General features: G+C 61.4%; 14 protein-coding genes. 7 read left to right on the forward strand and 7 right to left on the reverse strand.

The features are described 5' to 3' along the window. Positions 1–54 precede the first annotated feature (54 nt). Complete coding sequence (gene ureC / locus ACLH0H_RS06060; protein ID WP_411381348.1) at positions 55–1,755, forward strand: urease subunit alpha; 1,701 nt, start codon at positions 55–57, stop codon at positions 1,753–1,755. A gap of 10 nt (positions 1,756–1,765) precedes the next feature. Here ureC and ACLH0H_RS06065 read toward each other — a convergent pair whose 3' ends face one another. Together ACLH0H_RS06065 and ACLH0H_RS06070 are read right to left on the reverse strand one after the other, a co-directional pair. Then, entirely contained in the window at positions 1,766–7,726 is a 5,961-nt protein-coding gene (locus ACLH0H_RS06065) for an NEL-type E3 ubiquitin ligase domain-containing protein (RefSeq protein WP_411381349.1), read from the reverse strand. Positions 7,727–7,823: 97 nt separating this feature from the next. Beyond that, on the reverse strand, positions 7,824–8,762 hold the full coding sequence (locus ACLH0H_RS06070; RefSeq protein WP_411381350.1) for a DnaJ C-terminal domain-containing protein: 939 nt from the start codon (positions 8,760–8,762) through the stop codon (positions 7,824–7,826). A gap of 238 nt (positions 8,763–9,000) precedes the next feature. Here ACLH0H_RS06070 and ACLH0H_RS06075 point away from each other — a divergent pair, with 238 nt between their 5' ends. Beyond that, on the forward strand, positions 9,001–10,269 hold the full coding sequence (locus tag ACLH0H_RS06075) for an Hsp70 family protein (RefSeq protein WP_411381351.1): 1,269 nt from the start codon (positions 9,001–9,003) through the stop codon (positions 10,267–10,269). Positions 10,270–10,609: 340 nt separating this feature from the next. Further along, a complete protein-coding gene (locus ACLH0H_RS06080; protein ID WP_197678444.1) occupies positions 10,610–10,879 on the forward strand; it encodes a hypothetical protein in 270 nt (89 codons plus the stop codon). 42 nt (positions 10,880–10,921) lie between these two features. Here ACLH0H_RS06080 and ACLH0H_RS06085 read toward each other — a convergent pair whose 3' ends face one another. The 3 genes from ACLH0H_RS06085 to ACLH0H_RS06095 form a co-directional block, all read right to left on the reverse strand. Beyond that, a complete protein-coding gene (locus tag ACLH0H_RS06085) occupies positions 10,922–11,500 on the reverse strand; it encodes a hypothetical protein (RefSeq protein WP_411381352.1) in 579 nt (192 codons plus the stop codon). A 60-nt stretch (positions 11,501–11,560) separates the two neighbouring features. Then, entirely contained in the window at positions 11,561–12,574 is a 1,014-nt protein-coding gene (locus tag ACLH0H_RS06090; RefSeq protein WP_027607720.1) for an AI-2E family transporter, read from the reverse strand. A 177-nt stretch (positions 12,575–12,751) separates the two neighbouring features. Further along, entirely contained in the window at positions 12,752–13,051 is a 300-nt protein-coding gene (locus ACLH0H_RS06095; RefSeq protein WP_411381353.1) for a PsiF family protein, read from the reverse strand. A gap of 122 nt (positions 13,052–13,173) precedes the next feature. Between ACLH0H_RS06095 and ACLH0H_RS06100 the strand changes: the two genes are divergently transcribed. Next, positions 13,174–14,061 carry a DMT family transporter gene (locus ACLH0H_RS06100; protein ID WP_411381354.1) on the forward strand — a complete coding sequence of 296 codons (888 nt, stop codon included), beginning with the start codon at positions 13,174–13,176 and terminating at the stop codon, positions 14,059–14,061. 32 nt (positions 14,062–14,093) lie between these two features. Here ACLH0H_RS06100 and ACLH0H_RS06105 read toward each other — a convergent pair whose 3' ends face one another. After that, positions 14,094–14,984 (reverse strand): esterase/lipase family protein, encoded by an 891-nt coding sequence (locus tag ACLH0H_RS06105; protein ID WP_411381355.1) that lies wholly within the window; start codon positions 14,982–14,984, stop codon positions 14,094–14,096. A gap of 176 nt (positions 14,985–15,160) precedes the next feature. Here ACLH0H_RS06105 and ACLH0H_RS06110 point away from each other — a divergent pair, with 176 nt between their 5' ends. Beyond that, entirely contained in the window at positions 15,161–15,691 is a 531-nt protein-coding gene (locus ACLH0H_RS06110; RefSeq protein WP_076954546.1) for a bacterioferritin, read from the forward strand. Between the two features lie 140 nt (positions 15,692–15,831). Here the strand turns inward: ACLH0H_RS06110 and ACLH0H_RS06115 are convergent, their stop codons facing one another. Then, on the reverse strand, positions 15,832–17,901 hold the full coding sequence (locus ACLH0H_RS06115; RefSeq protein WP_411381356.1) for an AsmA family protein: 2,070 nt from the start codon (positions 17,899–17,901) through the stop codon (positions 15,832–15,834). Between the two features lie 359 nt (positions 17,902–18,260). Between ACLH0H_RS06115 and ACLH0H_RS06120 the strand changes: the two genes are divergently transcribed. Beyond that, positions 18,261–18,713: a hypothetical protein gene (locus tag ACLH0H_RS06120; RefSeq protein ID WP_411381357.1), complete on the forward strand. Its 453-nt coding sequence runs from the start codon at positions 18,261–18,263 to the stop codon at positions 18,711–18,713. A 185-nt stretch (positions 18,714–18,898) separates the two neighbouring features. Then, positions 18,899–19,531, forward strand: coding sequence for a TetR family transcriptional regulator (locus ACLH0H_RS06125; RefSeq protein WP_049710266.1), 633 nt, complete (start codon positions 18,899–18,901; stop codon positions 19,529–19,531). Positions 19,532–19,537: the final 6 nt, after the last annotated feature.

The following is a 19,537-nucleotide window of genomic DNA, read 5'->3' on the forward strand; positions in this document are numbered from 1 at the left end:
GCTTGCCTGCGATAGCGATCTCACATTCAACACAATTTCTCAGAGCTCACACACATGAAAATCAGCCGCCAAGCCTACGCCGACATGTACGGCCCCACCGTCGGTGACAAGGTCCGTCTGGCCGACACCGAGCTGTTCCTGGAAGTCGAGCAGGACTTCACCGTCTATGGCGAAGAGGTCAAGTTCGGCGGCGGCAAGGTCATCCGCGATGGCCAGGGCCAGAGCCAGTTGCTCGCCCATGAAGTGGTCGACACCCTGATCACCAACGCGCTGATCATCGACCACTGGGGCATCGTCAAGGCCGACGTCGGCCTGAAGAGCGGCCGCATCCACGCCATCGGCAAGGCCGGCAACCCGGACATCCAGCCCGGCGTGACCATGGCCATCGGCGCCAGCACCGAAGTGATCGCCGGCGAAGGCATGATCCTTACCGCCGGCGGCATCGACAGCCACGTGCATTTCATCTGCCCGCAGCAGATCGAAGAAGCGCTGACCAGCGGCGTCACCACCATGATCGGCGGTGGCACCGGGCCCGCCACCGGCACCAACGCCACCACCTGCACCTCGGGCCCGTGGCACCTGGCGCGCATGCTCCAGGCCAGCGATTCGTTCCCGATGAACATCGGCTTCACCGGCAAGGGCAACGCCAGTTTGCCCGAACCGTTGATCGAACAGGTCAAGGCCGGTGCCATCGGTTTGAAGCTGCATGAAGACTGGGGCACCACGCCCGCCAGCATCGATAATTGCCTGAACGTTGCCGACCAATACGACGTGCAGGTGGCGATCCACAGCGACACCCTCAACGAATCCGGCTTCGTCGAAACCACCCTCGCCGCGCTCAAGGGCCGCACCATTCACACCTACCACACCGAAGGTGCCGGTGGCGGCCATGCGCCGGACATCATCAAGGCCTGTGGCTTGCCCAACGTGCTGCCCAGCTCGACCAACCCGACGCGGCCTTTCACGCGCAACACCATCGACGAACACTTGGACATGCTGATGGTCTGTCACCATCTTGACCCGAGCATTGCCGAAGACGTGGCCTTCGCCGAAAGCCGTATCCGCCGCGAGACCATCGCCGCCGAAGACATCCTGCACGACCTCGGCGCGTTCTCGATGATCAGCTCCGACAGCCAGGCCATGGGCCGCGTCGGCGAGGTGATCACGCGCACCTGGCAAACCGCCGACAAGATGAAACGCCAGCGCGGCGCCCTGCCCGGCGACGGCCCGGGCAACGACAATTTCCGCATCAAGCGCTACATCGCCAAGTACACCATCAACCCGGCGATCACTCACGGTGTCAGCCATATCGTCGGTTCCATCGAAGTCGGCAAATGGGCCGACCTGGTGTTGTGGCGACCGGCGTTTTTCGGCGTCAAGCCGACGTTGATCCTCAAGGGCGGCGCCATTGCTTCCAGCCTGATGGGCGACGCCAACGCGTCGATTCCCACGCCGCAACCGGTGCACTACCGCCCAATGTTCGCCAGCTTCGGCAGCTCGCTGCACGCCACCAGCCTGACCTTTATCAGCCAGGCCGCCCAGGACGCCGGATTGCCCGAGGCCCTGGGGTTGAAAAAGCAGATCGCCGTGGTCAAGGGGTGCCGCGATGTGCAGAAAACCGACCTGATCCACAACGATTACCTGCCGGATATCGAGGTGGACCCGCAGACCTATCAGGTCAAGGCCGACGGCGTATTGCTGTGGTGCGAGCCGGCCGAGGTGCTGCCGATGGCGCAGCGTTATTTTTTGTTTTAACAGCCCTTGTTCAAGGCTGCAGTGCCGCCTGTTCGGCGCGGGTCAGGGTCTTGATCAGCTCCGCTTCGGCAAATTCAAGCTCCCCCTGCAAGCCCTTGGATCTGCTTTCAAACTCGTTGGCGGGAAGGCTCCCTGTGTCCAACCTGTCGTGCAGCTCGGCCAACTGATCGTGAAAGGGCTGACTCATCGCCTGGAAACGTTCGGGGTATTTCTGGGTCAGGTATTCCTGCCAGAAATCCCTCGACACCAGGGACTGAAACTCCTCGGGCGAGCCATCGAGCGCCAGAATGCGCTCGCAGGTTTCATCCAGTGTTTGCTCGCTGACCCCGGCCAGCCCGGTATACCGCCCCCCTTGTGCCTGTGCAGGCAGATCCAGACGGTCAGGCGCTTTCAGGCCCAGCCGATACGCCAGACTGATCTCCACCTCTTCCAGCCCTTCAATTCTTTGCTGGCGTTGCAGCGGCGTCAGGCCCGGCTGGTTCTCGATCGTCTCGATACGCTTCTGGATGTCCGCCTGGATGGTTTTGTCCACCTCGTCCAGGCGAAACAGCCCGCGCGACAACTTCATCAGCGCCAGCCCCTGGGTCTGGTCGCTGGCCTGCAAGCGCGCCTTGTGCACCATGGCCATGATCTCCACATTGCTGAACGATAACGCCGCCCGGTCGCAACAGGTCGCCGCACCGGCCCAATCGAACATCCGCCCGCGCAGCGCATCGGCAGCGTCGGTCTGTTGGGAAATGGTGTCGATAACTTCCCAGACCCGGCCTTGCAAGTCCTCGTGCCATGCGCCGCCCGTATCCAGGTCCCTAAGCATGCGCATGAAGCCATCCGAACCCGGCTGCGCGCGCAGGGCCAACCACTGCGCCCGGCGCGTGGCGCGTTGTGCGTCAGTCAAGCCGCTGGTCCAGCGTTCAAATTCCGCACCTGCAACCAATTCGCCCGCGGCGCGGGTCGATTGACCCAGTGCGGTTGCCACCAGCAGCGTGGTGCTGTCCGGCTGTGGCAACCCGGCCCGTTGCAGCCGCTGGTGATAATCGCGCACCTGCTGCAAGGTCTGCTCCGTCAGCGGGTTATCGGCCAGTTGGATAGCAGAGCTCAAGCGCGCCGACCTGGCCAACTGCGCATCCGGGGGCGCGATAAGTGCGTCCGGCAAGTGGGTAATCGCGTTGCCATTGAGGTTGATGTCGTTCAAAAGCGGTTGCTCGCCGAGGCCCTCAGGAACGCGATCGATGCCGGTGCGGCTCATGCTCAACACGCGCAGATCGCTGATTTGCCCCAGGTCCGGGGTGATACCCAACGGGTTGCCGTCCAGCGACAGTGCGCGCAGCGTCACGCGTTCTGCCAGGATCTGCGCGGTCTGCGGTGTCAGGCGTATACGGTTGTTGTGCAGGAACAGGCGTGTGAGGCCGCGCATCTCACCCAGTGCCGGCGGCAGTTCGCGCAGCCGGTTGTTGGACAGGTCGACCCAGCGCGCGTCGCGATAGCGGGCGAGAAAGCCCTCGGGCGACGCACTCAGGCCCATGCCGCTCAACTTGAGCGAACCCACATGACTGAAATCCGCCTCCAGGTCCGGCAGGCTCGGCAGACGCAGGCCGCTCAGGTCCAGCTCGTAGCCGATGGGAGTGCCGTCGTAGGCCAACTGCTGCGGCGTCTCGCGTTTCCAGCAACTGAGGATGCGCGCCCTGGCCAGGTAACGGTCGTCACGGGTCGCAGCGTTTGCCTGCAGCCGGTCTGTGCGCACATAACGCTGCATCGGAGCATCGCCGGAAAACGCCCAGGCATTGAGCTGATCGGTCAATGTAGCAAAGGCTTGCTCGCGAGCAATCAAACGCGCGTCGCCACCCTCGCCCAGGCTCCAGATATATTCCCGTGCCTGTTTGATGTTGAATTGTGGAAACAGGCGTTGAGTCTTGGCAATCAGCGGCGTTTCAACGGCAAAGTTATCGCCGTTGGTGTCCAGCACCAGCTCGGGATGCTGGGTCTGCAAATTTCGCCAGTAGCGGTCCAGCGCATCACCGTAACTCAGCAATCCGGGGTTGTGGGTGATGGCCGTGGCCCGATTGATTCGCACCATCACCTCAAGCTGCTCCGGCGCAGGTTCCAGGTGATGCGCAGGGATAGAGGTCAGGCGGTTATTTCTCAGATTGAGCGTGGTCAACTCGGTTTGCGCGCCCAGGCCGCGCGGCCATTGCTCCAGCTGACTGTTACTGAGATCGACATACTCAAGCTTTGGCTGAGCGCTGAAATCGGGGGCAAGACTCAACCGGTTGTAGCCCAGGTCCAGCCGGCGTAGCGCTGGCAGCGCGCCGAGTTGTTGGACGCTCTGCGGCGTCAGGCGAATGGAGTTGCTTCTGAGCGACAGGCGCGTCAGGTCGGACAGTTGACCGATCGACGGCGGCAGCTCGGTCAGCCCCGCGCTGTTGATGCGCAGTTCCTTGAGCCGCTTGAAGTTATTCAGAAACGTCTGCGCGTCGGCGTTCCAGTTAATTGTTTTAAGCTCTAACGTTTCAACATGGCTGAAATCGGCACTCAATGCCGGCAGACTGATCGGCCTGTTCGGTGTGATCGTCAACTCTTTGGTTTGCCTGCGCCAGCAGCGTTTTATCTCCCGCGCCAACGCGCCGGCAGTCCCATCGCCAGTGCGCGTCCACTGGTGCAGGTCTTGCTTGAGCTTCTGATACTCGGCCTCCAGGCGAGACAGACCACCGCGCACGTCCGTGCCCAACGACTCGATAAACGCCTCCACGCCGGCGTCATCCAGGCCAGGAAACAGCCGCCGCGCCCGCGCCTGCGGCGTGCGGAACAGATTGCCGGCCTGGGTCACCCACTGATCCAAACCGGGACCACCGCCCAACAGGCGCATCGAGGGGTCATAGGCCGGTTTGCGCACCGGGTGTTCGGCCAGCACCGTGCGCAGCGGTGCGCGCGGCAACGGCGATTGCCGGATCCGTGACTTGAGCTGCGCCACTTCGCTCACACCCATGGCCTGGCGCTCTTCGGCGCTGAGCAGGTGCCAGGTGGCGGTGTAGAAATCCCTTGGCATGGGGCCTTCAAACAGGCCGTTGTCGCGCAGCACCAGGGTCCTGCGGTTGTTGGCATCCGGCGAGCCGATGGCGTCCAGCAACTCGCCGCCTTGGGAATGGTGACGCAGCTCGATGCGACGGCCGCGACGCCAGCCGGGCAAGGTTTCCAGGGTGCGCAGCGCCAGACGCTGACTGTCGAGGGTGCCGGGTGTCTCGTCGAACAGGCCCTCGTACGCGCGGGCCACGCGGTCTTCCTGGGCGTGCCAGCGCGCGTGGGCATCGAGGGTTTCGGGCAATTCGCCACGGGTGCGCAATGCATGCAGTTCTTCAGGGCGGGTGCCTTTAAGCAAATGCTCGGCCATTGACGCCGGCAGGCCGGGGTAGCGTTCGATCAGGCGAATCGCGTCCGGATCATCGGTGCCGGCACGCGTCTGATAACGCTCTTGGGCGAGCATGTCCTGAAAAATTTCGACCTGATCCGCCAGGTAGTCGCGCAACAGGCCGGCGCGCTGCTCCAGGCTGTCCTCGGCACGTCCTGGAAACTCCGACAACGTGGGGTCGTCATCCTGCAGGGTATACAGCACTTGTTGCAGCAATTCGCCGCGCTGCAGGCCGCCGTCCCCGAGGACTACGGCACGCCGGCCGCCCCGGTTGGTGGCGCCAGGGCCCCAGAGTTTGCGACCCGCATACTCGAATACCCAGGGGGGCATGTCTGGCAACATACCGCGACGCAGCAACAGATCCATTTGCAGGCCCACATCGGCCTGGCCGTAAACCGCCGGGTCGGTGCTTTTCATCTGCGTCACAAAACGCTTGAGTTCGTCTTTGATGCGCAAGCGCTTGAGACTCTCGCAGAGTGCCAACGGCACCGGCTCCACGTCGACATGCCCGGCCCGCAGTGTCTCGCTGTCGACACCGCTCGCCAGGCGCGCCTGCTGCAAGCGCTCGCTACTCAGGCCGTCGGCCGGTTGCCCGAGGCGGCGCAGCACGGTGTTGTCGTCCCAGGTCAGCGGGTCTTCGCCTTCGTGTTGCCAGCCGCCTTCGTGATTGTGTTCGAGCAAGGGTGCGTAGGCGTCGCGCCGGGTAGGGTGCTCAATACGGTATTGCTCGGTCTGCGGGTCTTTCTTGACCAGGTAGTGATCGCCTTCGTGAGGCAGCACGGTAGCACCGAAATGTTCGTGAAGGCCCAGCGCATCAGGCGTGGACTCGGGATCGAGGCGTACAGGCGCCTTGTACGGCGTCAGATCGGTTTTCCACAATTTGCGTTCACCCGACGCGAGGGTCACCGGTTTGACCCCATCGAGCACAGCAGGCGCCTTGAGCGCCTTGCCCAGCGCCGCGCCACCCGCCGCCATCACCCCGATCAAGGCGAGGTTTTCGGCCACATCGGTCAAGTGCGCCAAGGCGGCTTCGCGGTCACCTTCGTGCCATTCGATCACCCCTTCGAAGGTTTCGTAGAGCAATTGCGCGGCCATCACCGCCATCATCACTTCGCCCAGGCCCGGCACCAGCATCGACACCAGGTTAAGCGCCAGCAGCCCGGCAGATTCAAGGGCAGCGATTTTCTCGGCTCGCACCCGCGCATCCACATCGGCAGTGGGCACCGCGTGACTGCGAGCGTCAGCGATCAACTTGTCGCGCAGCTTGAGGAAGTTGTCCGGGAACAGGTCGACGTTGTCATCCCATAGCTCGCCCTTGGACAGTACGCGGATGTAGAAATTTGGGTTTTCAATCGGCACACGCGGTGCCTGGGGCTTGGGCGGCAGCTCTTTGGGTTCGAGCGTGACGGTCACGATCGACAAAACAAACGGCAGCACAAAGCGCATGATGGGGGAGCGCCACATTACGAAAGGATCACCCGGCGCATCCGGGGCGTCCTGGGTCAGGCGGCGAAAATAGGTGGGTTGGTCGGCATAGGCCAGGAACGGCAAAATGAACTGCTGGTAAGGCGTGAGTTGCGCGCCCACCGCGCCCGCCATCAGTTGCCGGGTCAGCGCCTCTTCCATGGCCTGGCGGCTTTCGTATTTTTTCAGCGGTTGTTGCGGGTCGTGCGGGATATACAGCAGCACTTGCCTGGCCTCGCCGTACTTTTGCACCGGCACGAACACCGTGCAGCCGTGCAGGCGCAGGCCCATGATGCTCAAGTCGCTGAACCACACCGGTTTGCCGTCGGCGCGGACATCACGCCGGCCGGCAACCACCTCGCCGATCATCCGGTAGTCGTCAGGGCCGATGTCGTTTTTGAGCAGCGCCAGGTAGGCGGCCGCTTGCAACGCATCCTTCTGGGCCTGCACCACCTTGCGCTGCAAGGCGTCGGCAGCGGCGGTATCGGTGGGCAGCAAAAAGTCCTTGAGGAAGGTCTGGTACTTCGCGCCGATATCCAGACCTCGGCACAGCGTGAGAAAATCCGCCACGCTCAGAACAGTGTCGACCGGCGCGGCGTCGGTTTGCCGACCACTGCGAAACCGTGATGACCTGTCGAACGCTCCAGGCTCGCATTCAGAGGCTTCAAAGTTGTGCAGCGCCGCCTGCAACAGCGACAGGGTCAGCACGGAAAAATGTCCGGCACGGATGTCCAGGACGCCGATTTCAAGCGGTTTGTGCAGGTGCACGAACGTGCGGTCCACATCCAGCTCAACCTTGTACTGGGTCTTGAGCGCCTGTTGCAGCAGCGGCCGAGCGAAGGTGTCGACGTCCTGCAATGGCGCCATGGCCTCATCCACCGCTTGCTGTGACAGCGCGGCGGTCTCGTTGTAGCGCTTGAGTTGCGTGCGCTGCGCATCGCTCAGGGTGGCGAGCCAATCGACATGGCCGGTGTCGGCGCGCCTGAAAGTCTGGCGATTGCGTTCGTGCGTGGCGGGCAGCCACGCAGGAATCTTGTCTTTGATGATTTCGTAGTCGGCGGTCAGCGGTTCGCCGAGCGCGGAAACTGCAGGTGTATCGGGCATGGAGTCACTCCTGTTCAAACGGAGTGACAGATGACCATGCCCGGTAACCGAAGCTGCGGTAGGTAGTTAAGCGCCTGCGGGCTTTGCGCCTGCGACGTTAGAAGTTCTCTCGCGGGTCAAACGCGGCTTTGCGCGCCAGTTCCTGCCACAGCGCCTTGACCTCCTCGTCGCTGACCTTGGGCATCACAGCCTTGAGCTGGATGTACAGGAAACCGCGCTGCCCGGCCTTGTTCAGCAACCCGTGGCCCTTGGCGCGCATGCGCTGGCCGTTCTGGCTGCCGGCCGGCACCTTGAGGTTGATCTTGCCGGTGAGGGTCGGCACCGCCACTTCCGTGCCCAGCGCCAATTCCCACGGCGCCAGGGGCAGGTTGATGATCAGGTTTTCATCGTCCACTTCAAATTTAGGGTGCGGCGCAAACTTGATGATCAGGTACAGGTCGCCATTTGCCCCGCCACCGATACCCGGCGCGCCCTGCGCCTTGAGGCGGATGCGCTCGCCGTCGGCCACGCCGGCGGGGATCTTCACGTTCAGGCTCTTGGTGGTGTTGCTCACATGCCGGCCCGAGGCGTCGTACTGCGGCACCTGGAAGCTGATCTGCTTGGACTCGGTGGACAGCGTCTCTTCCAGGGACACGGTCAACTGCATCTCCACGTCCTGGCCCTTGCGCCCGGTGGGGCGGCGCTGGCCGCCGCCGAAGGCATCGCTGCGGTTGCCGAAGATCGAGCTGAAAAAGTCCGAGAAGTCCTCGGTGCCCGCGCCGCCGCCAAAGCCGCCACGGCTCTGCCAGCCCGGCGGGCCCTGGAACGGCTGGCCATGCTGGCCATATTTGCGCAGCTCGTCGTATTCGGCGCGCTTGTCGGCGCTCTTGAGCGCCTCATAGGCTTCGGACGCGTCCTTGAACTTGGCTTCGGCGTCTTTTTCCTTGCTGACGTCCGGGTGGTACTTGCGCGCCAGCTTGCGGTAGGCCGCCTTGATTTCCTTGTCGTCAGCCGTGGGCTCGACGCCAAGTATCTTGTAGTAGTCTTTGAAATCCATCGGGGTTTCACCATCCTTTAATCGAGATCGCACCGCACGCGGGCCCAAGGTGCGTTGGTCTGCACGTGTCGAGTCTTGGGGCCGGGGAGCGTCAAAGTGTTATCGGCGCTTGCCGTATGCAACGGATGTGGGGGCAAATCCCCAGGTTTCAAGCACGATTTAACGGATGGTCGGCCTACGCATCCGCCGTCGACTGGCATACACTGCGCGGCCGTTTTTCAACCGGAACCTGATTGTCATGGAAAACTCCTCCCCAGCCCGTGCCTGCGGTATCGACTTCGGCACGTCCAACTCCACCGTCGGCTGGATTCGTCCCGGCATGGAAACGCTTATCGCGCTGGAGGACGACAAAATCACCCTGCCGTCGGTGGTGTTCTTCAACTTCGAGGAGCGCCGCCCGGTGTACGGTCGCCTGGCCCTGCACGAGTACCTGGAAAACTACGAAGGCCGCTTGATGCGCTCGCTCAAGAGCCTGCTGGGTTCCAAGCTGATCAAGCACGACACCAGCGTGCTCGGCACCGCGATGCCGTTCACCGACCTGCTGGCGCTGTTTATCGGCCAGCTCAAGAGCCGCGCCGAAGCCACCGCCGGCCGTGAGTTCGAAGAAGTGGTGCTGGGCCGGCCGGTGTTTTTCGTCGATGACGACCCGATGGCCGACCAGGAAGCCGAAAACACCCTGGTCGACGTGGCGCGCAAGATCGGCTTCAAGGACATCTCGTTCCAGTACGAGCCGATTGCCGCGGCCTTCGACTACGAGTCCACCATCGCCAAGGAAGAGCTGGTACTGATCGTCGACATCGGCGGGGGTACCTCAGACTTCTCGCTGGTGCGCCTGTCGCCGGACCGTCGCCACAACGACAACCGCCAGGACGACATCCTCGCCACCGGCGGCGTGCACATCGGCGGTACCGACTTCGACAAGCAACTCTCCCTGGCCGGCATGATGCCGCTGTTCGGCTACGGCAGCCGCATGAAAAGCGGCGCCTACATGCCCACCAGCCACCACATGAACCTCGCCACCTGGCACACCATCAACTCGGTGTACTCGCAGAAATCCCAACTGGCCCTGGGCAGCATGCGCTACGACATCGAAGATACCGGCGGCATCGACCGCCTGTTCAAGCTGATCGAACAGCGCGCCGGGCACTGGCTGGCGATGGAAGTGGAAGAAACCAAGATCCAACTGACCCACGCCGACAGCCGCCATGTGCCGCTCGACCGCGTGGAACCGGGTCTTAGCGTCGACCTTACGCGGGCACTGTTCGAGTCGTCCATCGACAACCTGCTGGAGCGTGTGCGCAATAGCGTCACGCAATTGCTCAATGACGCCTCGGTGGACGTAGCCCAGGTGGACACCGTGTTCTTTACCGGCGGCTCCAGCGGCATCCCGGCGCTACGCCACAGCATCTCGGCGATGCTGCCGAATGCGCGGCATGTGGAAGGGAATATTTTCGGCAGTATCGGCAGTGGGTTGGCGATTGAGGCGAGCAAGCGGTACGGCAGCTGACTTCCAGACACCATGAATCCATGTGGGAGCTGGCTTGCCTGCGAATGCGGTGGATCAGTCAGAGCAGTATTGACTGACACTGCGCATTCGCAGGCAAGCCAGCTCCCACATTTTGATCTGCGTACATCCGCCAAAACCTGCCCACACAAAGCACGCGTCTGAATGTTGTAACCAACCCGCCGTGCGCCTTGCACGATTTCCATGATGAAGCTTATAGTCCGCCGGTCGTCCAAAAAGCGACCGGGTTTGGCGACCTGAAACCACGGTTCAGAAAGCGTCTGCACATACGAGCAGTCGTTTTCAAATTAGATAATCCACCTGAACCTGGAGCTTTAATTTTATGACTCGCTACATGCCCCTAACCGGCCACGACTGCACCATCCCCGCGCTAACCATCGACACCCAAGCCCCACTCGACGTCCTTCTCGACGCCGCTGCCTACCGCATTCGCGCGGTGACACAGTTATTGGAAAACATCGCCTTTCGAGAAGAACTCAGCAGTGATGCCGTGGTACTCCACGACTTCGCGCAACTGCTGGCCATCCCATTGCGGGATGGGTGCGATTTGATGGATGTGATTGGGCGCAGGTTAAGTCCGCAAGCGGCCTAAGCGGAAACAGGGCGGCTTCCAGCCGCCCTGCCGCAAGGCTCATTAGCCGTGATAAATCGCCCAGAGTCCCAGGAATGTCAGGCACCACAAGACCACACCCGGCACGATTACCAAGTAGTTCCACGGGTTAAAGCGATCATTGCTTTGCCCCTCGGGATCGCCCGCCGCAAAGTTGATCAGGCCTTGGCATTGCGAAATGATGTAAGCGCACACCGGCGTCCCCAGCAGCGACAGATTTTGGTAGGCGTGCCAACTATCGATCCGCCCAGCGGCGGCGTCGAAAAGATTCGCGCCTACGGTCACCACGACGAAAACCGTCGCCCACTGCTCGAAGTCAAAATCGAACTTTCGACCGCTGCGAGCAACGCGATCATCTGCACGGCGGTACAGCTGATGCATAAAGAAAATGAAGAAAAAGGCGCGCGCCAAAGGCCAGATATCTACCTGATTAATTTTCTTGTACAAGCTCCAGTTTTTATACGCCCAAACATAGGTATACAGCCCAAAACTGAGCAGGCCGAGGATCAGCAGCTTCCTTTTGGAAATCACATAGAACTCGGACGATGTCCTTAGCACGTCGGTCAACTCCGCCGTCGGGGGAGCGTAGATATTGTCGGTCACCGCTTACTTCCCTCTAATTCCATTTAAAGTCCACCAGGCAAAAGCGCCTCAGTCAGCGCATCAAACCATCCCACCCAACTTCAGCTCACTTTTGAGATACGCATAGTAAATCGGCCCCGCCACCACCCCCGGCAAACCAAACGCAGCTTCAAACACCAGCATCGCCAACAACAATTCCCACGACTTGGCGCTGATTTGCCCACCCACGATCCGCGCGTTGAGAAAGTATTCAACCTTGTGGATAACAATCAGATACCCCAACGCCGCCACCGCCACCCAGATCGACAGCGACAGCGCGACGATGGTGATCAGGGTGTTGGACATCAGGTTGCCGATCACCGGAAGCAGGCCGAGCAGGAAGGTGAGGACGATCAGGGTTTTGGTCAGCGGCAGGTGGATCCCGCACAGCGGCAGCACCACGGCCAGGAATACGGCGGTGAAGGCGGTGTTGAGCGCGGCGATCTTGATTTGGGCGAAGACGATGTTGCGAAAGGCTTGGACCAGCAGGTGCAGGCGGTCGAACAGGGCGGCGGCCAGGGGTTTGCGCTTGGTCAGGTCGGGCACGCGCTGCAGGGCGATGATGGCGCCGAGCACCATGCCGATCAGCAGGGTGACGAACATGTGGGCGGCATCCTTGCCCACCAGTTGCAGTTCGCTCAGGTGTTTGCTCAGCCAGTCGCCGATGGCCACGCGGAATTCGGCGGCGCTGGCGGGCAGGTAGGCATCGAGGAACGGCGGCAACTGGCCGCGCGCACGGTCGACCACGCCCATGAATTTGTCGAGGGAAGCCCCGGGGTTTTCCGCTTCGTGGAGCAGGAAGCTGATGGCGCCGGCAAAGATCAAGGCCAGCACGCTGACGATCAGGGTGCCGAGCAAGGCCACCGCCAGCCAGCGCGCGCGGCGGCCCTCGATCAGACGTTGCAGTTGTGGGGTGAGCATGTTGACCAGTTCATACACCAACAGCCCGGCCAACAGGCTGGGCAGCAATTTGAGCGGCAGTACAAGCAGCAATCCGCCGAAAATGATGATGTAGCTGGCCAGCAACAACACATGACGCTGAGAAAACGTTGGCATACAGCCTCAAAACGAGCGGCGTTAAAGGATGTGTAGGAGCGAGCTTGCTCGCGAAAAAACGCAAGGACGCCGCGTTTTAGTCTGAATGCACGCGTTATCGTTCAGGTTTTTCGCGAGCAAGCTCGCTCCTACAGGGGGCTGTGTGCGAGTGTCGCAGCCTTCTATGGCCTTGGGCTATTATTTCTTCAGGCAGCCGCTCATAAAGGCTTTGCGCGCATCACCGGCCAGCGCTTTGTTCTTGGCGTCGGCATTGCAATCCTTCATCTTTTGCTGCTGCGGGGTGAGGGTTTTGGCGTCGTTGGCCGCCGGGGCCGACAGGCAGGTTTTCATGAAGGCCTTGCGCTCGTCGCCCTTGAGCGTCTTGGTAGTGGCTTCGGCGTTGCAGGTGGTCATTTTGTTTTGCTGGGCGGTGGCGGCAAATCCCTGGGAACACAGCAGCAGGCCCGTCATCAACAGCGCGGTTCGCAGCATCTTCATGGCGTTTTCTCCCTGTTACCGGGCCGAGAGGCACGGTCTTTCGAGAGTGTAGTCAAACCCTGTTACACCTTCCTGCGCAGACAAGGGATAATCCCCGTCCGTTACGCTGCTCGGCGAAATTCATGCAATACGCTTATCCCCTGCTGGCCATTTTTATCTGGGCCGGCAACACCGTCGTCAACAAGCTGGCCGTGGGTTCGATATTTCCCGCCGAGATCGGTTTTTACCGCTGGCTGCTGGCGGCGCTGCTGTTTACGCCGTTCATTATCAAACCCGTGATCGCCAACTGGCCGCTGATCCGCCCAAACCTGGGCAAGGTCTTCATCCTCGGCGTGCTGGGCATGGCGGTGTACCAGAGCCTGGCGTATTACGCCGCCACGCTGACCAGCGCCACCAACATGGGCATCATCCTGTCGCTGATGCCCTTGATGGCCCTGACGGCAGCCATCATCAGCCTCGGCCAGCGCCTGACCTATGGCGCGCTGGCCGGTGCGGTGCTGTCATTCGCCGGCGTGGTCGTGGTGGTGTCGGCCGGCAGCCTCGGCGCGCTGTTGCAGCATGGCGTCAACCTGGGCGACGGCATGATGCTGATCGCGACCCTGGCTTACGCGGTCTACAGCACCCTGCTGAAAAAATGGCAGCTGCGCCTGCCGCCCCTGGTGTTGCTGTACCTGCAGGTGCTGGTGGCGGTGGTGGTGTTGTTTCCGCTGTTCCTGTTCTCGGCAAAAACCGGGTTGGGCTGGGCGAATATCCCGCTGGTGCTGTATGCGTGCCTGCTGGCCTCGATGCTCGCGCCACTTTCGTGGATGCATTCGGTGAAGACCCTGGGTCCGAGCCGCACTACGCTGTTTTTCAATCTGCTGCCGTTGCTCACCGCGCTGATTGCGGCGGTGGTGTTGAAGGAAGCGCTGGCGTTGTATCACCTTGTGGGCGGCTTGCTGACGTTGGGTGGGGTGGTCTTGTCGGAGCGTTGGACTGTGCCGATCAAGCGCATGGCAAGCACTGCTTGAACGCGGTCAACCTGTGGGAACGCGAACCACCATTACACCCCGGCGGCCTTCAGCCTCTGTGCATGTTCCACGAACAAGCGGATCGGCTCCGCGCCCTTGCCCACCAGCCCCAGGGACTGGTTGACGATATCAAAATGGTCCAACGCGTAATCGTCACCGATGACCCTTCCCAAGTGTGAACTGTAGCGCCCCACCATCCCGTCGCACTGGCCCTTTTCACGCACAAAGCTGCGGGCGAACAGGCGGCAGCTGCGGTGCGTGCCGTCGAACAGGTTGCGGCCACGGTCGGTGATGCCCGGCTGCAAGGTGCCGGACCACGAGTAATAGCGCACGCCATTGACCTCCTCCAGGCCCTGCCCGCCCCACATGGCGGGCAGTCCTTGTGGGTATTGACGGTTGAACAGCGCCACGCCCTCGCTGGTGAGCGAATGGTGGGACGCCTGCAGATCCGCCTTGAACCGCGGCCCGCGATAGCCGGTTTCCAGCACGCCCATTACCCAGGCGACGAGATGAAACAGCGCGCTCATGATCCGCCCCTTCACGCCGTCGATGGGGTAATGGCGATGGATATGGTCGGCCAGTTCCGAGCCATGGTTGGGCCCGGCCACCGAGGTCACCGAGGCCACCCACTCCGGGCGCTTGGCAGCCGCATAGCGCGCGGTCAGCGCTCCCTGGCTGTGGCCGATCAGGTTGACCTTGTCGGCGCAGGTTTCGCGGCGAATGCGCTCGATCTGCACCAGCAATTGCTCGCCACGCACCTCGCTGGAATCGAGCGGCGCCACCTGCACCGCAAAGACCCGCGCCCCGCCCGCTTGCAGCGCGGGGACGATGCCGTACCAGTACGGGAACCACCCCAGGCGCACGAACCCTAGCATGCCGGGCACCAGCACCAGGGGATAACGCGTGGCTAACGACTGCGGCATGTCGCGAATGTCCTTGAAAGTGAAAACCTGCAGTGCAGCCTAGCCCAGGCTGAAGTCGAGCAGATGACGCCGTCGGCACATCCGATAAAACTTTTTGCATCGGGCAGCACTCACAACCTGTAACGATCATGCCGGCAGAGCGTGGCGTAAAACCGGATTAGCCCCAGGAGATTGAGATGACTGAAGCAAACTTGACCGACGTCGCGACCCTGCGCATTCGCGCGCGCCAGAACGTCGAGAACGGCGCCGTGACCGAAGGTTATGACGCCGACCGCGAAGAGATCATTCGCCTGCTCAATGAATCGCTGGCCACTGAACTGGTCTGCGTGTTGCGCTACAAGCGCCACTATTTCATGGCCAGCGGGGTCAAGGCCGCCGTGGCCGCAGCGGAATTTCTCGAGCATGCCAACCAGGAAGCCGAGCACGCGGACAAACTGGCCGAGCGCATCGTGCAGTTGGGCGGCGAGCCGGAGTTCAACCCGGACCTGCTGTCGAAGAACTCCCATGCTCAATACGTGGCGGGTAACAGCTTGAAGGAAATGGTCTACGAAGACCTGGTCGCCGAACGAATTGCCGTGGACAGCTATCGCGAAATCATCCAGTACATCGGCGACAAAGACCCGACCACACGGCGCATCTTCGAAGAAATCCTGGCCCAGGAAGAAGAGCACGCCGATGACATGGCGGACATTCTCGAAAGCCTGTAATCCAGCACCCAGTCTGAAATAGCACAACCATTGTGGGAGCGGGCTTGCTCGCGAAAGCGGAGTGTCAGTCATAGATTCATTGATTGACACTCCGCTTTCGCGAGCAAGCCCGCTCCCACATTTGGATCTTAGTCTGTCATTTAGCCCTTCACGGTTTTGGGTGCCTTGCCTTCCTTCATCTGTTGCAGCAACGGTGCGCATTCATTGGGCTCTCCGCCACTTGGGGCGACCAATGCAAGCAACCCGGCCGCCGGCCCCGCGATCACCCCCAGCGCCACCATGCCCGCGCCACGCAGCGCCAGTGGAATGGCTTTCACACCGGCATTGGGCTTGATAAACGGCCCGTTGACGTAAAGCGGCGAGCGCAGGGAGAACAGGCGGAAGCCTTTCGATTCAGGGTTAATGGTCAGGTCCAATTGCTCGGTCGCCATATTGGCGGTGCCATCGATGTAGATGATGGCGTTCTCCGTATCGAACACAAACAGCCGCGTGGTCGCCAAGCCGGTCTTGATCCCGAAGTCCGCCGCCGCGCAGTTGATCTTCACTTCCTTGTCGCCAAACAGGCGGCCCACTACGTAGTTGCCCACGTTGAGCCCGGCGATTTCCATCAAGCCGCGGCTGATCGCACCGTCGTTGATGAGCATCTTCAGGTCACCGTTGGAGGTGCCCAGCAGCGCCGCCACGGAGTTGCCGCGACCGGAGATATCCGCGTCACCGTTGAGTTCGCCAAAGCTGGTTTTCATCGGTTCGAAGGTGGGGAACAGCTGCTTGAGCTTGAAGTTGCGCGCGGTCAGCCTGGCGCGGCCTTCCATAGGGGTAGTGCGGCCGTTCAGGCGAATCTGCGCATCCAGCTTGCCGCCGGCCACGCCGAAACGCAGGGGCTCGAGGCTCAATTCGCCGTCATTGAGCACCAGGTGGGTGTAGAGGTCGGTAAACGGCAGATCGGCGCTGTGCACGATGCGCTTGCCGGTGAATTCCACATCGGCATCCATGACACGCCAACGCTCGGTGCGGAACTCCTCCACCGGCAGCACTTTGGTGGCCGGCTGCTTGCTGTCGCCGCCACGGGCTTTCTGCTTGGCATTGGAGTCGGCGCCGATCAGCGGCGCAAGGTCGGCCATCAGCAACTGGTTGGACACCAGCGCACCGCTGAGCTTGGGCCGTGGCTGGCTGGCGACATAGGCGAGGTCGCCGTGGATATCGCTGTTGCCGATCTTGCCGTTGAAGTTCTCATAGCGAAATGACGCGCCGTCGGCTTCATGCAGCTTGGCGATCAGGTGACCGTCAGTGGAGTACGCCGGTGAATCCGGCAGGGTCACGCCGGTCAACGGGTAGAGATTGCCCAGGCTGGAACCGGCGAGTTTGAGGCGAAGGTCCAGGGCGCCGAGGTTCAACGGATCGGTCAGGGTGCCGGCCAAGGCGATGCTGGTATCGGCAATCTTGACCTGGGCCTGCAGCGGGAACGGCCGGGCCGAATCCTGCAGGGCCAACAACCCGCCGATCTTGCCTGTGCCGTCGAGTTTCTGGCCGTGGTACTGGCCTTTGACCTTGAGGGCGAACGCGTAGTCCTGCGGTGCGGAGCCTTTTTCCAGGGCTTTTTTGGCATCGGCGTCGCCGACGATCTCACTGAAGGGAATGGGTTTGCCCAAAGGATCGATGATCACATCCAGTTGGGTCCTGAGGGTTTGATCGTCGAGGGTCACGTGGCCCTTGTCGAAGCCGATGGCGCCGATGTCCACCACCCAGTTGGAGGGTTCGGCGTTCGGGTCCTTGGGGTCGAACTTGAATATCCAGTTCGCGCGGCCATCAGCCAGGCGCTGCAACTGCGCGCTCGGCTCGGTGAGGTCGATACGCGGGATCACCACGCGCTGCACCAGCAAACCGAGGAGCGAAATGCGCAATTCGACTTTTTTGAGCGTGACCATTTGCGGGGTTTTCGACCAGTCGGGGTTGCCCAGCGTCAGGTCTTCGGCAATCACATGGGGCCACGGCACCCAGGCGCGCCAACCGCCTTCCTCGGGCTCACGCGCCCACACCACCGCCAGGTTGCCGTTGATGGCAAACGGGCGATGCAGTTCTTCGGAAACCTTGGCATTGAGGGGCGGCTTGATGCGATTCCAGTCAAAGAACACCAGGATCACCACCACCACGGCGATTAACACAACGAAGCTGGCGCAGCTCCAAGCGACGATTTTACGCGTGCGCGTCATTGCACAGGACTCCTGAATACGACTGGCTGAGTGACAGCCTTTGGGGACAGCTTACAGAACTACGACTTGCAATCCGCCACGGCGTTTGACTGCTCCCTTGATTTGCTTGGAAAAACCTCATTTTCTGACCTCTTCGACAGATTCCCCCTACGACAGCGCACCATTGTTACCCGCCTGCGTGTCGAAAATACCCACTCCAGTGCAAAACCGCGTGCTTGAGAGGCGCGTTCTAGAGCCTCCGGCGGGAAAAATCAATTCTGTTGATTATTACCATTGTGTTTATGAACTTTTATATCGACTTATCGAGAGTAGCATTAGCCCCGTACCCACTTTATCGCCCTCCCAAGGAGCAACCCATCATGAAACGCCAAGTACTCGCTACCGTCCTGTTATCCATCCTGGCTTCCAGCGCTTTTGCCCTGCCGGCCGCCGAACAGGTCACCCCACAAGTCAAGACCGATGCCGTTCACTTCAGCCAGACCGTCGCTCGCAGCGGTTCGCAGGAAGATGAAAACCGTGACTACGCCAAAGGCGCCGTTGCAGAAAACGGTTCGGAGCAAGCCAACAAACGCGCCTACACCGAAGGCCTGACCGAAAACGGTCGCAACCGCCTGGAACAGAAAGGCCTGGTTGAAGGCGGTGCTGATCGCCTGATGGAGCGCAATGCTGTCGCCGAAGGTGGCCGTGATCGCCTGGAGCAAAAAGGCTTGGTTGAAGGCGGTGCTGAACGAGCCAACAAGCGTGCCTACACCGAAGGCGTTGCTGAAGGCGGTGCAGACCGTCTGCAAGAAATGCATGAAGCACAGAGCTGAGCCTGTGGTGGCCCAGAAAAAAGCCCGATCCAATGATCGGGCTTTTGACTTTCTGTAGAACCTGTTACTGCCATCCACCGCGCCTTTTCACTGCACTCCCCACCGCACGCCCCGGTCAAGTTCGACGCCGACAGAACTGTTTTGCTAGAGTGCGTCGCTGTACTTGCCGACAAAGCCCGCCGCCAATGCTGCCCCGCGCCGAACAGAAGCAACAGACCCGCCTCGCCCTCATGGACGCAGCACGCCATCTTATGGAGTGTGGCCGTGGGTTTGGCAGCCTGAGCCTGCGCGAAGTGGCGAAAACGGCCGGCATCGTACCCACCGGGTTCTATCGGCATTTTGCCGACATGGACCAGCTTGGGCTGGTGTTGGTGAGTGAAGTCGGCCAGACCTTTCGCGCCACGATCCGCCTGGTGCGCCACAACGAATTCGTGATGGGCGGCATTATCGATGCTTCCGTGCGCATCTTTCTGGATGTGGTCTCGGCCAACCGTTCGCAGTTCCTGTTCCTGGCCCGCGAGCAATATGGCGGCTGCCTGGCTGTGCGCCAGGCCATTGCGGCGTTGCGCGAAGACATCACCCGCGACCTGGCGGCCGACCTGACCTTCATGCCCAAACTGCAGCACCTGGATGCCGAAGGCCTGCATGTGATGGCCGACCTGATCGTCAAAAGTGTGTTTGCCACCCTTCCCGACATCATCGACCCTCCGGCCCATGCCCTGCCCGCCCACCTCACGCCCCAGGCGAAAATCACCCAGCAACTGCGCTTTATCTTTATCGGCTTGAAACACTGGCAGGGCCTGGGCAGCACCGAATAAACGCAA

The sequence above is a fragment of the Pseudomonas sp. MPB26 genome, from assembly GCF_046605355.1.
GTDB classification, from domain to species: domain Bacteria; phylum Pseudomonadota; class Gammaproteobacteria; order Pseudomonadales; family Pseudomonadaceae; genus Aquipseudomonas; species Aquipseudomonas cedrina.